We start from the raw sequence: 14,397 nt of genomic DNA, 5'->3' as shown, positions 1-14,397 counted from the left end.
TAGATCTTTCTAATTTGAATAAACTTCTTCTTTCAATACTCCGACATAAGGAAGGTTACGATAATTTTCTTTATAATCTAGACCATAACCTACTACAAACTCATTTGGAATAGTAAAGCAAGTATAATCCGCTTCAATTTCAACAACGCGTCCTTCTGGTTTGTCTAACAAAGTCGCGATTTTAACAGAAGCTGCTTTTCTTTCAATAAACATATCTCGCAAATTTTTCAAGGTTTGACCTGTATCGATGATGTCTTCTACAAATAGAACATGTCTTCCTTTGATATCTTGAGTTACGTCTTGCTTGATATTGATGACACCACTACTTGCAGTTCCACCATGGTAGCTAGATACCATCATGAAGTCCATCTCAATATGTGTATCAATATGTTTAACCAATTCAGCCATAAAAGGAATCGATCCTTTCAGAATTCCAATAAGAATTGGATTTTTCCCCTCATATTCTTTTGTTAGTTGCGCACCTAGCTTTTTAGCTGCTTCTGTAATTTCATCATGTGAAACGAGGATTTTTTTAATATCGTGTTCTAACATCTTTTTACCTATCTATTTTTTCTATATAAATCACAGTGTTCATTATATCATTTTTCGTGTTTTTACTCAAATCACTGGTCGCAATTCCTGAAATTGAGACAATTTCTCCAAATTGCTCAATAATAGGGGTTGTTTTTCGTTTTTCAATAGGGATTTTTAAATCTATAAATAAGCGTCTCAGTTTCTTTCGATGACCATTCAGGATAATAACATCGCCAGGTTTTCGACATCTAATATGTACAGATGTTTCCCGTGAAACCGTTACTTTTTGAACAAAATCCCCTTCAATAGGGATGCCAAAGGAAAATAAATAGCCCTTATATCGAACTTGATTTTGATAGTGTAACACAAGTTCATCTTCCTTTTCATCGGCCTGAGGACTGATTTTACAAACTCGAAAATTCTGATACTCTTTTATCAATTCGTAGCCATTTTTAAGAGAATGACGATACTGGCTTTTCGTTGTTAAAATCTGTCGAACTTCATCAAACTGAGCCTTCGTCAGATTTAAGTCTGGAAATTGATTAAGATAGTTTTGGAGCAAGATTCCTTGAGTTTGTTGAGAGTATGAAAATAGCTCATTCAAATCTTCCACATCAATTTGTTTCGAAAGCTCCGTTATTGTTGCTTGGTAATCTGAAATTTCCCTTCCTAAATCTAAAAGGGCGGATTTAAGACGAGGATTTTCTTTTTCAAGCTCTGGTAAATACCTATTTCGAATGCGATTGCGAAAATAGGTATTTTCCTGATTTGTTTGATCTTCAAAATGAACAATTGGTGGAAAATCCTTTTTATGAAAATGCAACAAGGGACGAATGATTTCAATTCCATCAACTACTTGTCTTTCTTTTATTCCTGTTAAATAACGGAGCCGACTTCCTCGAATCAAGCGCATCAAAATCGTTTCAACTTGATCATCTGCATGGTGGGCAGTAACCAAGGCAGTCGCTCCAATCTCTTTCATGATTTTCCTAAAAAAATCATAACGAAACTCTCGAGCACGCGCTTCTGAAAAGTCTCCTAAGAAGCTTGTGATATAAATAGGAAGTTCAGCTGCATCAGCTAACTTCCTTAGTTCATTTTCCTCCCAGTCAGATTCCCTTCTCTGCTTGTGATTGACATGTGCTAAAATCAACTCAATTTCTAACTCATTTTGATAAGTAGACAATAGCTGGAATAAAAACATTGAGTCCAGTCCGCCAGACAAAGCTAATACGACTTTAGAATGTTTTTTGAAATACTCTTTTCGGAGAAAATGATTTAAAAAATCCTGGTCCCTCATTTTAGAACCTCATAGACATCCTTAGCTATCTTAGCAATAGTATCATAATCAGAATTTTTGGTGAAAATGGAAAGAACGAAAGGAGAATCCGTATAAACAATGGCAGTGTCATGTTTAAACTCATCGGCATCTCCAATTTTATGAGCTACCTTAACCGAAACACCTTTTGCGATTCTTTGGTTGTCAAAATCAGTCTTACCTAGAGACTCTAGGACAAAACCATTCTGATTATAAATAGCTTCCATGACTTTTCCAGCCATTTTTGAAGAAGTCAGTTTATCATTCACATCCCAATCTTCGCCCATAATGGTGGACATTTTTTCTTTAAAAGCCCCGTCAGATTGATTGGTCACGTAATAACCTAAAATATTATGAGCAACATTATCAGACTCTTTTGTTACCTTGGTAATTAACTGTTGAAGACTGTATTCTTTGTTATCTTCTTTTTTAGGTAAGCTACCACTACCTTCTGGTTTATAGGACCCAGGGAAACTATTTACTTCTGGGATATACTTGAAGCTACTGTCTAGCGTATATTCCCCTTGATTTATCTTATCTTGAGCGTAATAAAGGTAGGCTAGTTTCAAGATGCTAGCTGCATAAAGTTTGCTGTCTTCATTCACCCCAGCCTCTTTAGCTGTACTCAGTTGTTTAACATAAATAGAATAATTTTCATTCTGATAGTTGTTTGATAAAACTTCTTGAACCTTCTGGATGCGATTGTCTTCTTCTGAGGTGAACTCTTTTGATACCCACCCAACTTGATTGATATGAAGAAATTCTTGTCCCTCAGCAAAGAGAGCTCTATCCACCGTTACGCGTTGATAGGGAGAGAGGGTTGAAGAAATTTCTTTCGCATCATAGGGACTGTTATAGATAACAAACCCCTGCTCCAACCATACTTGTCTATTTTGAGTTTGAACTTGACTTTGATCATAGACCAACCGCTTATCTGCAAGGATAAACTGGTGATTATCTAATTTAAAAACAGGAACACCTTGTCTATTCAAACGCCATTCTACTATTTTAAAGGTGGTTCCAGGAGTCAATTTACCAGACTCCTTGACAAGATCCTCATTAGCATAGACAGCTGTTTCTCCATATACCATTGGGGATTCCAGAGTTTCTTTATAGTAGAATCCATAATCAGACTCGGTTAGATAATAAATTTCTTGTGAAGAGTAAGGAAGCTGTTTTTCTGTGCTAACTACTCTTGAGGTTATGATAAAAGCAGGTAGCAATAAAACTACTAAGAACTTACGCATTCTTCTCTTCCCTTTCTTCTTGTAATCGTAATAAATGGTTTTTAGTTGCCAATTCCTCTAATTTTTCATCTGATAAACTTAGAAATTGCTCAACAACTTCCAATAAATTTTCCATGACATTACCTCGGAAGCAAATCAGGAATTGTGTAAATTGCTTCTCGTTTCTTTGAGTAATAGTACTTGGCGCGTGCATACTTTGCTACATAGTCTTCATCTTTCAACTTTGCAGCAAAGGCGGATTCCTTATCCTTTTCATCACTAAGAGTTTGGTACTGCTCTTTCAACTCTGTTAATTGCTGACGTCGTTGCAGTAACTGATCATAGCTTTGGGCCAAGTTATAAGTTGGTAAAATAAACAACAAGATCATCAAAATAAGGACCCAACCCATAAAACGATTTCGTTTTTGTCTCTCCTTCATCAGGTAACGACGACGTTGATGTTCATTTTGAATAAAAGAATTATTCATCTGTACAATATTTTTAGACATTTTCTTCTACCCGTGTTTCACTGAGAATTTCATACATGCCTGCTGCATCTTCTTTTTTTGTACTATCTTTCATTTCTAGTACTTTAACAAGCAACAACTTATTTCCAAAGCGAATTTCAACTTGGTCATCAACTTTCAAATCCGTTGAACTTTTGGCCAAAATTCCATTTACCTTGATTCTACCTTTATCTGCTACTTCTTTTGCGACTGTACGGCGCTTAATAATTCGTGATACTTTTAAATACTTGTCTAATCTCATTTTTATTACCTCAAATTATTATTGTACCATTTTTATCCTTTTTATAGAAGAAAAATGTTAAATGGGATTTGCTTCCTTTGATTCTTTTATCTCTAATAAACTTTCTCCAAAAATCAGCAAACCTTCTAAAATTTCATAATCCTTCTTGTTTCGGACATCAAATACAACTTCCATTAATCCCTTATTCTCAGCTATAGCTGCTTTTAAGTTCGTTGCAGATAAGGCTTTAAAATAATCTTGAGCCAAGAATAGTCGTTGAGTGACTTTTTCAAATTGAACTGTAATCTTGTTATCTTTTCTTTCCACACGTTCTACAAAGACCTTGTCCAAATATGACTTAACCAAACCAATCTCTAAAAGGTAGGCTACTACATCTGGGTATTCTCCAAATCGATCCATCAATTCTTCTTGTAGTTCTTCATAGTTGACACGATTGTCAATTTGACGAATTTTCTTGTAAATTTCAATCTTATGTCGTTGGTCAGAAATATAAGTATCAGGAAGATAAGCATCAATTTGTAAAATCAACTCAGCATTTCCTTTGGTTCTTTTATTCCCATTACCGTTCCGTTTAGCAATAGCTTCCTCTAATAACTGTGAATACAATTCAAAACCAACAGAATCAATGAAACCAGACTGCGATTTTCCTAGGAGATTTCCTGCTCCCCGAATCGAAAGATCTCGCATAGCAATCTTAAATCCTGAGCCTAATTCTGTAAATCCCTTAATCGCTTCTAATCTCTTCTCAGAAACTTCACTAATTGATTTTTCTGGACGATACATGAGATAAGCATAAGCAATACGATTACTACGACCGACTCTTCCTCTTAATTGATACAAGGTTGACAAGCCCATATGGTCTGCATTTTCAATAAATAAGGTATTGGCATTTGGAATGTCTACCCCTGTCTCAATAATAGTAGTCGTCACCAAAATATCATACTGACCTTCAATGAAATCAAGTAGAGTATTTTCCAACTGAATTTCACTCATTTGTCCATGAACATACCCAATCGAAGCCTCTGGAACCAACTCCTGTAATTCTGAAACCTTCTGGTCAATCGTGTCAACTTTATTGTAAAGATAGTAAAGTTGACCTCCACGCTCCATTTCACGCAAGACAGCATCACGAATGACACTATCATTCTTCTCTAATACATAGGTTTGAACAGGATAGCGATTGGTTGGAGGAGTTTCAATAACAGACAAATCTCGAATTCCCAGCATAGACATGTGGAGAGTACGAGGGATTGGCGTTGCTGTCAAGGTTAGAACATCTACTTGTTTTTTTAGTTCTTTCAAAGTTTCCTTATGCTTAACCCCGAATCGCTGCTCTTCATCAATAATCATCAAGCCCAAATCAGAAAACACCACATCTTTTGACAAAACACGATGCGTTCCAATCAAAATATCAACTTGACCATTCTTTAATTTTTCAAGTGTTTCTGCCTGCTCTTTTTTACTTCTAAAGCGACTCAACACATCAATATTAACAGCAAAATTTTGGAATCGTTCCTTAAAATTCGTATAGTGCTGTTGCGCTAAAACCGTCGTTGGAACTAGAACGACCACCTGTTTGTGATCATTGACTGCCTTAAAAGCAGCACGCATTGCTACTTCAGTCTTCCCAAAACCAACATCTCCAACCAAAAGTCGATCCATGGGGTGAGAATCCTGCATATCTCTCTTGATTTCCTCAATACTGCGAAGTTGATCATCTGTTTCAACATAAGGGAAAGCATCATCAAAAGCATGTTGCTCATCATCATCAGCTGAGAAAGCAAACCCCTTCAACTGACTACGCTCAGAATAAAGCTTGATTAAATCGTCAGCTATATCCTCTACTTGGTTCTTAACTTTTTGCTTGGCCTTTTTGAAATGACCATCATTTAATTTATTAAGTTTTGGCGCTTTCCCATCACTTGAAACATATTTGGACAGTAACTGAATCTGCTCCACTGGGATGGAGATTTGGTCACCATTTTGATACTGTACACTGACATAATCACGGTGGATACCTTTGATTTCAATTGTTTCGATTCCTAGATATTGACCAATTCCATGGATATGGTGAACAACATAATCCCCTTTTTCAAGTTCATTATAATCTTTTAATCGCTCTGCGTTTGAAGCATGTTGTCTTCGAAAACGACGTTTTAATTTCTTTTGAAAAATCTCATGTTCAGTAATCAAGAGAATTTTTTCATCTACAAAATGAAAACCATATCTTAGATTACCCTCAATCAAGTTTACAGATTCTTTACAGATACTTGACTTATCTTTGGAATCCAATTTGATCTGGTATTCCTCTAAAACATCCTCCAATGTTTTACTGCCCATTGAATTGCTAGACTGCAAAATAATAGTGTAGTCCATTTTTTTGTATCGCTCAATTTCTTCTTTTAAAAATGAAAATTGATTAAAAAACTCTTGCATGGGGTATTGATTAAATTGATAAATGTGATCAAACTTAAGATTTCCTAAGCCCTTTTGCAGATTAGAGAAAAAGGTAACTGGACTTTGTTTTTTATAGGTTTGCTCTGTATCTGCAAAATACTGCATCCCAGAAAATGATTTACCATTCTGTAAATCTTCTGTAAAGTATTGTGCTAATTCTCTTTCAAAGGCTTCATACTGATTCATCAATTTTTGATAGTCATCAAAGAATACTGGTGTATCTTTTTCAATATAATCAAATACAGTCCATGTTTTATCATAACATAAGGACAAAAACTTTCGACTATCTGAATGTACTTGTTTTTGATGAAAACTTGACAAAATCTCTTCCAAATATGATTTTAAAATTGGTGATAGAGTCTTTGAAATTTGCTTTTCTAAAGCTGACTGTCCTCGTTGATAATCTTTTTCTCTCAAAAGTATGTCGCTAGCTGGAAAGATAGTGAGGTTTGTCTGATTTTCTTTCGATAATTGTGTTTCGACTTCAAAAGTACGAATACCATCTACTTCATCGCCAAAAAACTCGATTCGGAAAGGTTCTAACTGAGACATCTCAAAAATATCTAAAATGTCTCCTCGAATACTAAACTCACCTTGTGTCTGTACTTGAGTAACTTTTCGATATCCAATTTCCTTTAACCGGTGAAGTAGCTCGTGTTGGTCATATTCTTCGCCAACTGCAATTTTTATAGTACTTTCTTTAAATCTAGTCGGAGAGGGTAAAATTAACCGACTCGCTGCGATATTACAAACTAAAATCCCTTTCTTAGACGGATCACTCAAAAAACGCAAGGCCTCAACCCGCGAAATGATTTTTTCTTGCGAAGACATCAAAAACTCTACCATAGGAGAGTCATCAACCAAAAATGGATAGACAAGTTCCTCTCCTAAGAGAGAAAGAAGATCACTGATAATTCGTTCTGCTTCTCCATAAGTTGAAGTCAGTAACACAATCTTATTTTCTTTTTCTAGACTGCTTGCAATTGCAAGAGCCTTGGTAGAAGTTGATAAACCAAGTATTAGTTGTCTTTTCTTATCTATCAGATTTTGATGCCATTTTTTTATCTGGTCATTTTCTGAGAATAAATCTAATAAAGTCACCATTTAGCCGTTATACCTCTGCATTGTTTTCTCAAAGTTTTTCTCTTGTAAATAGTAGTTTACAGCATCGTAAACCTTATCAATAGACTGTAAAATACCCACATAGTCATCCTGATCAAACTTACTTAAAACATGATGAACAACTGACATGCCTTTTTTAGGTCTTCCAATACCTATTTTAACACGGTTAAATACCTGAGTCCCTATATGTTGAATAATAGACTTGATGCCATTATGACCACCTGCTGAACCCTTTGCTCTTAAACGAATTTTCCCGACTTCCATGTCAAGGTCGTCGTAAATAACGAGTAAATCTTCAATATCCAAACCATAGTAAGTCAATAAAGCATGAACCGCTTTTCCACTTTCATTCATAAATGTTGTTGGTTTGACCAAATAAATTTTTTCTCCATTGAGGAAAAAAGATGCTAGGTCAGCTTGAAATATCTTGTCATGTGTAAAGGTAACATTTTGTTTTTTGGCCAATTGGTCAATCAACATAAATCCAACGTTGTGCTTGGTTTCAAAATATTTATCCCCTGGGTTTCCTAATCCAACAAGTAATTTTGTCATTTATTTTTCCTTTCAAAAGCCAAAAGGGTTGGAATTTTTTTCCAACCTAATTGACACTATTTATTAAATGTTATTAAACGTTAAAGCGGAATTCCATGATATCGCCATCTTGAACGATATATTCTTTTCCTTCTTCACGTAAGCGCCCAGCTTCTTTTACAGCCTTTTCAGATCCATATTTTACTAGATCCTCATATGACATGGTTACTGCACGAATAAAACCTTTTTCAAAGTCTGAGTGGATAATACCAGCTGCTTGAGGAGCTTTCATCCCTCGCTTAAAGGTCCAAGCACGGACTTCTTTTTCACCAGCTGTAAAGTAAGTTCCAAGCCCAAGCAAGTGATAAGCTGCACGAGTCAACTTGTCAACGCCTGATTCAGTCAAACCAAGTGCTTCAAGAAACTCTTGCTTATCCTCATCGTCTAACTCAGAAATTTCTTCCTCAGCACGCGCGGAAATAACTACTACTTCAGCATTCTCTGTCGCTGCGAATTCACGAATTTGCTTCACATATTCGATATAATCTGGATCTGAAACTACATCCTCATCCACATTAGCAACATAAAGAACTGGTTTAGTGGTCAAAAGGAAGAGACCTTTGACAACTTTTTGTTCCTCATCTGTGAATTCAATGGTACGAGCTGATTTTCCATCTTCAAGGACTGGTTTAATCTTTTGAAGAACGTTAAACTCTGCTACTGATTCTTTGTCTTTTTGCGTACGAGCCATCTTTTCTACACGCGCATAGCGTTTATTAACTGATTCTAAGTCAGCAAGAATCAACTCTAGGTTAATGGTATCAATATCTGCAAGTGGATCCACAAAGGCGTCTTCACGTCCTTGCTCGCGCATCACGTTTTCATCATCAAAAGCACGAACTACGTGAACAATCGCGTCTACTTCACGGATATTGGCCAAGAATTTATTACCTAGACCTTCTCCTTTTGAAGCTCCTTTTACAATCCCTGCAATATCTGTAAACTCAAAGGTTGTTGGAACTGTCTTTTTAGGAGTAATCATTTCCGTTAGTTTTTGTAGGCGTTCATCTGGAACTTCCACCATCCCAACGTTTGGATCAATAGTCGCAAATGGGTAGTTTGCCGCCTCTGCTCCTGCTTTTGTAATTGCATTAAAAAGGGTTGATTTACCAACGTTTGGCAAACCAACGATACCTGCTGTTAAAGCCATAGTTTCTCATTCTCCGTTCTCATTTCAATCCCTAACATTATAACACAAAAAGGAAAAACTTGCTAACCCTCTACTTAAGGGTTCTTAGTCAATAATCTTATTCATTTTTCGTTCAAAATCATAGCGACTCATCATAACAACATGATCACAATTGCTACATTTGATTTTGATATCTGCCCCTACACGTGTGATTTCCCAACAATTGGCCTTTTTACCTGTTGACTTGATGGTGCAAGCATGTGGTTTTTTCATCTCAACAAAATTTCCAACTTGATACATACTACTCTCCTTTTCTTTTTTGATTATATCATAAAAGAGGCGAGCCAGGCTCAACCTCTTTCTCTTAGTTTGTTCGAACTGGTGTAATAAGCTGCATGAAATCTTCGTCAGTATCTGCTGGCACAAGAGTAAATGGACGAACTGCTGAGATAAAGCTAATAGTAACCTTTTCGCTATTTAAAGCCTTGAGGGAATCAATCAAGTAAGTTGGGTTGAAACTAATAGTCAAATCATCCCCAGTCACCTGCTCCGTATCGATTTCTTCGTTTACTTTACCAACTTCTGGAGAGTGAACATGGGCACTAACAACCCCACCTTTAATTTCAAGCTTCACAGTACCATTTTGAGTCGCACTTGATAAGAGACGAGCACGCTCCATAGATTGACGCAAATTGACCACATCAAAAGTAATTGTAGTGTTAAAGTCTGTTGGAATCAAGCGATCTGTATCAGGATAATTACCTTCTAGGAGACGAGTGTAGAAGCTAATATTTTCGCTTCTAAAGAGGATTTGATTATTTGCAAAGAAAATCTCTACAGTTTCAATATCATCTGTAAATACCGCTGAAAATTCGCGTAAAGAGCGGCTAGGAATCACCACATCGAAATCATCTCCATTTTTTTCAAGAGTCAATTTCTTCTGGCTAAGGCGGTGTGAGTCTGTCGCAACTGTTTTTAGTTCCTTGTGTTGGCTCAATACGAAGTGGACACCTGTTAAGATGGGACGACTTTCTTGCGTACTTGCAGCAAATGCTGTTTCATTGATAATTTTCTTGAGTAGTTTGGTTTCAAGAACCAAAGGTGTGCTAGCTGAAATTTCTTGGATTCGTGGGTACTGTTCGCTATCTTTTCCTTTTAGAGTAATTTCTGATTTGCCACTTGTTAAGACAATTTGTTTTTGTTCAATCTCTTTAAAATCAAGCGTTACATCTGGAAGACTAGATACAACATTGATAAAGAAAGAAGCTTCTAGAAGAATCGAACCCAGAGAAGTGATCAAGAGACCAGCATCTTCATTCTTTTGAGAAATGAAATTTTCAATAGAAATTTGACCGTTTGAGCCAATTAAAGTAATTCCTTCATTGGTAACGTCAATTTTGATTGTTGATAAAATTGGAATAGCATTTTTAGAGCTTATTGCTCGTTTTGTGGTATTTAAGGCTTGTAGAAATAAATTTTTATTAATTGAAAAATGAATCATGGATTCTCCTTTATTTATTTTTAGTATTAGAAAATTAATAGTAATAATAGAGTGTGTGAATTCTGTGGAAAACTGAGTGCTATTTAGTAAATTTAAGCTTCTAAGCTTGTTTAAAAAATGTGGATAAAAAAGATAAGAAAGGAAAACTTATCCACAAGCTACTTAATTTTCTTTTTGATTGCTTCTATTTCTAAACGTAAATTATCGTCTTCGTCAATCAATGATTTAATTTTAGCATGGGCATGAATCACGGTGGTGTGATCTTTTCCTCCGAATTCTTTTCCGATTTTTGGAAGACTGTTATCTGTCAGTTCTCTAGCTAGATACATAGCAACCTGACGTGCCAAAACGATGTTCTGAACTCGTCTCGTACCTTTCATTTCTTTGACACTCACTCCATAAAAATTACCAACTTCAGTTTGGATTTTCTCAATTGGAATAACAAGTATCTGGCGGGCGTCTTGCTTACGTGCTCTAATAGCCTCCGCAGCAATATCAATAGTAATATCCTTAATCTTCTTCACTCTGGCAATTAAAGTGATATCGTTGATTGCTCCTTCCAATTCTCGAACATTTGAATCAAATTGGCCAGCCAAATATTCCAGAGTATCACTTTGGAAATGGTAATCCAAGTGCTCTGTTTTACTTTGAAGAATGGCGATACGTGTCTCAAAGTCAGGAGGAGTGATATTTTGCGTCAATCCCCAGCTAAAGCGTGTGACAAGTCTCTCTTCAAGTCCTTCTAGGTGTTTAGGACTTCGATCACTGGTTAGGACAATCTGTTTCTGCTTATCATGAAGAGCATTGAAGGTATTGAAAAATTCTTCCTGGGTCGCGACTTTTTTGCCACTGAGAGATTGGATATCATCGATCAATAAGAGATCAAGGCTACGGTAAGTCTTTTTGAACTTTTCCATTTCCCCAAGTCGCAAGTGTTCAAGAAAGTCATTGATAAAGCTTTCGGCAGGAATGTACTTGACACGCGCATCAGGAATATTTTTCAAAATCTCATTTCCAATCGCATTGAGCAAGTGAGTCTTTCCAAGACCAGGTCCTCCATAGATGAAAAGAGGATTATAGGTCAGAGCTAAATCTTCAGATACAGCTAGTGCAGCAGATACCGCCCAAACATTCCCATCACCTTGAATAAAGTTATCAAAGGTATATTTTTCTTTTAATCCTGTTTCAGAATAGGGAATCGTTGGTAGTGCAGGTGTGTAATCGTAAGTAGAGACACTATTCGTATCATTTACTTGAGGAGATTCTGTACTCTGAGGTTTAGTGAAAATATAGTGAGGTTTGATTTCAGAATCATAAATTTCAAAACCAGCAGCAATAATAATATCTTTTAATTGCTTTTCCCACACCATTTCCATCTCTGATCTCGGTAGAAATATAGTAGCTGTATTTTCTTCTACTTTGATGAGTTCAGCAGGTGTAGCATAGAAATCATACATAGATCGTGTCAATCTTTCTTGAGCAAATTCTAAAATACGATTCCAAAATTGCTTTTCTTTCAACTAATTTTCCTCCTTTACTATAATTTTAGTAGTTTAGTGCTAGACTTATTTTACCATAGATAATAGGATTTTTCCACAGATTGGGGAAAAGAATCCACAATGTTAGTAGTATTTATCCACAGGTTGGGGATAAATAGGAAAATCCTTGATTTAATAGGGTTTTTGATAAAAAAATTGGTGGATAAATTTGTGAGTTGAGAAAATAAAAGAACAGCCTTATTTCAGGCTGTTAATAATTCTATCGTATTCTTCTTGACTTGAAAAGGAGATAATAATCTTTCCAGTATCTTTTTTTGAAAGTTTAATTTCTACACTTAAACCGAGTAGTTTTTTTAATTTATCTTCTTCGTCTTTGATGAAAGAATCACTTTTTTTTTGCTTCTTGTGTTTTTTCTCTGTGAGAAGTACTTCTAACTTTCTCACAGAGATGTCTTCATTTTTAATTAGTTGAAAGAAATAGTCTTGCTGCTCTTTATCTAAACCAACTAGAGAACGTGCATGCGCTTGAGAAATTTTTCCATTTTCTACTTCAGCTAAGATATATTCTGGTAGGGAAAGTAAACGAATAAAATTAGTGATATAAGGACGAGATTTCCCCATTTTATCCGCTATCTCAGTGTGAGTAAATCCTTTTTCTACTAAAGATTCGTAGGCGCGTGCTTCTTCAACAGGATTTAAATTTTCTCTCTGCAAATTCTCAATGATAGACTGAATCATCATTTCCTGATCTGAGAGATGCTTTACAACGGCTGGAATAGAGGTCAGACCAGCCAAGAGAGAAGCTCGATATCGTCTCTCTCCTGCAAGGATTTCATAACCAATTACAGGAGATTGACGAACGATGATTGGTTGGATGAGCCCATTTTCTTTGATTGACTGAGCTAATTCCTTTAGTTTATCTGCGTCAAATTCTTTCCGAGGTTGGTAAGGATTCTTTTGTATTTCAGAGATAGAAATCATTTCAAATTTTTCCATGATTCTACACTAACATATCTTTTACTTTCTGTAAAGTTTTCTTTACACTGATGTCAATTAAGACTCTAAATCACCAGAATTCTTATCTAGTTTAATTGAGGTTGTTTCCTCCTTACCGTTACGGTAGTAGGTTACTTTGATAGTATCTCCGATAGCATGATTGTAAAGAGCGTGTTGTAGGTCTGTTGATGAAGCAATCTCTTTGTCGTCAACTTTGGTAATGACATCGTATTTTTGAAGATGTCCATTTGCTGGCATATTGTTTTGAACAGATCGAACAACTACACCTGAAGTGAGGCCACTTGGAATGTTAAGTTTTCTAAGATCACTAGCTCCAACATTTGATAGATTGACCATTTGAATCCCAAGAGCAGGACGAGTCACTTTACCATCACTTTCAAGCTGTTTAATGATATTTTGAGCATCGTTTGAAGGAATTGCAAAACCAAGACCTTCTACAGATGTTCCACCATTACTTGCAATTTTACTTGATGTTATACCAATTACTTGTCCTTGAATGTTTACAAGTGGACCACCAGAGTTACCAGGATTAATGGCCGTATCTGTTTGAATGGCTTTTGTTGAAATAGCTTGACCATCTTCAGATTTTAGAGAAACATTTCGATTAAGACTCGAGATGATTCCCTGTGTAACTGTATTAGCATATTCTGAACCTAGAGGACTACCGATAGCAATCGCTGTTTCTCCAACACTAAGTTGACTTGAATCCCCAAATTCTGCTACTGTTGTAACTTTTTCTGAAGAAATTTTAACGACAGCAATATCAGAGAAGGTATCAGATCCGACAATTTCACCAGGAACCTTGGTACCATCTGCTAAGCGGATATCAACTTTTGAAGCTCCATTGATAACGTGAGTATTAGTTACAAGATAGGCATCTTTATCATCCTTTTTATAGATAACACCTGATCCCTCACTTGCGATTTGTTGATTGTCTGAATCAGAATTAGTTTCATCACCATTAAATACACTACTTTGTCTACTGCTAGAAGAAGAATAAGTAATGATTGAGACAACAGCATCCTTAACTTTATTTACTGCTTGAGTGGTTGAGTTTTCATTTTTATAGGATGTTTGAGTGACAGTGCCAGAATTATTATTCGTAGCTTGATTTCCTTGTTTTTGATAAAGTTGTAATGTTACGAAACTTCCTAAGGCACCACTTAAAAATCCGATTAGAATGATTGCTAGAACTTTAACTCCTTTTTTGTAAAATTTTTGTAAGTGTTTCATAA

Annotated in this window: 14 protein-coding genes; all 14 read right to left on the bottom strand. The window is 35.9% G+C overall.

Translation table 11 applies throughout. From position 1 onward, the window contains the following. Nucleotides 1-9 precede the first annotated feature (9 nt). Nucleotides 10-552, bottom strand: coding sequence for a hypoxanthine phosphoribosyltransferase (hpt, locus tag A6J84_RS07745; protein ID WP_095726368.1), 543 nt, complete (start codon nucleotides 550-552; stop codon nucleotides 10-12). A 4-nt stretch (nucleotides 553-556) separates the two neighbouring features. Beyond that, nucleotides 557-1,834, bottom strand: coding sequence for a tRNA lysidine(34) synthetase TilS (tilS, locus tag A6J84_RS07740; protein ID WP_001205570.1), 1,278 nt, complete (start codon nucleotides 1,832-1,834; stop codon nucleotides 557-559). Continuing rightward, complete coding sequence (locus A6J84_RS07735) at nucleotides 1,831-3,099, bottom strand: serine hydrolase (RefSeq protein WP_001224817.1); 1,269 nt, start codon at nucleotides 3,097-3,099, stop codon at nucleotides 1,831-1,833. Before A6J84_RS07735 ends, tilS begins: the two co-directional genes overlap by 4 nt. Further along, complete coding sequence (locus tag A6J84_RS10290) at nucleotides 3,092-3,214, bottom strand: SP_0009 family protein (protein ID WP_000429344.1); 123 nt, start codon at nucleotides 3,212-3,214, stop codon at nucleotides 3,092-3,094. Before A6J84_RS10290 ends, A6J84_RS07735 begins: the two co-directional genes overlap by 8 nt. Before the next feature lie 4 nt (nucleotides 3,215-3,218). Continuing rightward, complete coding sequence (locus A6J84_RS07730; RefSeq protein ID WP_000041922.1) at nucleotides 3,219-3,587, bottom strand: septum formation initiator family protein; 369 nt, start codon at nucleotides 3,585-3,587, stop codon at nucleotides 3,219-3,221. Beyond that, nucleotides 3,580-3,846, bottom strand: coding sequence for an RNA-binding S4 domain-containing protein (locus tag A6J84_RS07725; RefSeq protein ID WP_001234975.1), 267 nt, complete (start codon nucleotides 3,844-3,846; stop codon nucleotides 3,580-3,582). Before A6J84_RS07725 ends, A6J84_RS07730 begins: the two co-directional genes overlap by 8 nt. Nucleotides 3,847-3,903: 57 nt before the next feature. Then, on the bottom strand, nucleotides 3,904-7,407 hold the full coding sequence (gene mfd / locus A6J84_RS07720) for a transcription-repair coupling factor (RefSeq protein ID WP_095726367.1): 3,504 nt from the start codon (nucleotides 7,405-7,407) through the stop codon (nucleotides 3,904-3,906). After that, on the bottom strand, nucleotides 7,408-7,977 hold the full coding sequence (gene pth, locus A6J84_RS07715) for an aminoacyl-tRNA hydrolase (protein ID WP_095726366.1): 570 nt from the start codon (nucleotides 7,975-7,977) through the stop codon (nucleotides 7,408-7,410). Nucleotides 7,978-8,050: 73 nt separating this feature from the next. Continuing rightward, nucleotides 8,051-9,166: a redox-regulated ATPase YchF gene (gene ychF, locus A6J84_RS07710; RefSeq protein WP_095726365.1), complete on the bottom strand. Its 1,116-nt coding sequence runs from the start codon at nucleotides 9,164-9,166 to the stop codon at nucleotides 8,051-8,053. An 84-nt stretch (nucleotides 9,167-9,250) separates the two neighbouring features. Beyond that, entirely contained in the window at nucleotides 9,251-9,445 is a 195-nt protein-coding gene (locus tag A6J84_RS07705) for a DUF951 domain-containing protein (protein WP_045594449.1), read from the bottom strand. A gap of 64 nt (nucleotides 9,446-9,509) precedes the next feature. Further along, nucleotides 9,510-10,646 carry a DNA polymerase III subunit beta gene (gene dnaN / locus A6J84_RS07700; RefSeq protein ID WP_000581146.1) on the bottom strand — a complete coding sequence of 379 codons (1,137 nt, stop codon included), beginning with the start codon at nucleotides 10,644-10,646 and terminating at the stop codon, nucleotides 9,510-9,512. A gap of 158 nt (nucleotides 10,647-10,804) precedes the next feature. After that, nucleotides 10,805-12,166: a chromosomal replication initiator protein DnaA gene (gene dnaA / locus A6J84_RS07695; protein ID WP_000660625.1), complete on the bottom strand. Its 1,362-nt coding sequence runs from the start codon at nucleotides 12,164-12,166 to the stop codon at nucleotides 10,805-10,807. Nucleotides 12,167-12,382: 216 nt separating this feature from the next. Further along, nucleotides 12,383-13,141, bottom strand: coding sequence for a ParB/RepB/Spo0J family partition protein (locus A6J84_RS07690; RefSeq protein WP_095726364.1), 759 nt, complete (start codon nucleotides 13,139-13,141; stop codon nucleotides 12,383-12,385). A 57-nt stretch (nucleotides 13,142-13,198) separates the two neighbouring features. Beyond that, complete coding sequence (locus tag A6J84_RS07685) at nucleotides 13,199-14,395, bottom strand: S1C family serine protease (RefSeq protein ID WP_095726363.1); 1,197 nt, start codon at nucleotides 14,393-14,395, stop codon at nucleotides 13,199-13,201. Nucleotides 14,396-14,397 lie beyond the last annotated feature (2 nt).

Origin of the sequence: Streptococcus sp. FDAARGOS_256, assembly GCF_002289235.2 — a bacterium.
GTDB lineage: Bacteria > Bacillota > Bacilli > Lactobacillales > Streptococcaceae > Streptococcus.
The sequence above is the reverse complement of the archived record's forward strand: the minus strand, read 5'-3'. Positions and strand labels throughout refer to the sequence as shown.

What these genes read in the sequence shown, in the direction of transcription:
- ychF (WP_095726365.1), bottom strand. Translation starts at nt 9,166, where the DNA reads ATGGCTTTAACAGCAGGTATCGTTGGTTTGCCAAACGTTGGTAAATCA.
- A6J84_RS10290 (WP_000429344.1), bottom strand. Translation starts at nt 3,214, where the DNA reads ATGGAAAATTTATTGGAAGTTGTTGAGCAATTTCTAAGTTTATCAGAT.
- pth (WP_095726366.1), bottom strand. Translation starts at nt 7,977, where the DNA reads ATGACAAAATTACTTGTTGGATTAGGAAACCCAGGGGATAAATATTTT.
- dnaN (WP_000581146.1), bottom strand. Translation starts at nt 10,646, where the DNA reads ATGATTCATTTTTCAATTAATAAAAATTTATTTCTACAAGCCTTAAAT.
- A6J84_RS07705 (WP_045594449.1), bottom strand. Translation starts at nt 9,445, where the DNA reads ATGTATCAAGTTGGAAATTTTGTTGAGATGAAAAAACCACATGCTTGC.
- A6J84_RS07730 (WP_000041922.1), bottom strand. Translation starts at nt 3,587, where the DNA reads ATGTCTAAAAATATTGTACAGATGAATAATTCTTTTATTCAAAATGAA.
- A6J84_RS07735 (WP_001224817.1), bottom strand. Translation starts at nt 3,099, where the DNA reads ATGCGTAAGTTCTTAGTAGTTTTATTGCTACCTGCTTTTATCATAACC.
- A6J84_RS07725 (WP_001234975.1), bottom strand. Translation starts at nt 3,846, where the DNA reads ATGAGATTAGACAAGTATTTAAAAGTATCACGAATTATTAAGCGCCGT.
- mfd (WP_095726367.1), bottom strand. Translation starts at nt 7,407, where the DNA reads ATGGTGACTTTATTAGATTTATTCTCAGAAAATGACCAGATAAAAAAA.
- tilS (WP_001205570.1), bottom strand. Translation starts at nt 1,834, where the DNA reads ATGAGGGACCAGGATTTTTTAAATCATTTTCTCCGAAAAGAGTATTTC.
- A6J84_RS07685 (WP_095726363.1), bottom strand. Translation starts at nt 14,395, where the DNA reads ATGAAACACTTACAAAAATTTTACAAAAAAGGAGTTAAAGTTCTAGCA.
- A6J84_RS07690 (WP_095726364.1), bottom strand. Translation starts at nt 13,141, where the DNA reads ATGGAAAAATTTGAAATGATTTCTATCTCTGAAATACAAAAGAATCCT.
- hpt (WP_095726368.1), bottom strand. Translation starts at nt 552, where the DNA reads ATGTTAGAACACGATATTAAAAAAATCCTCGTTTCACATGATGAAATT.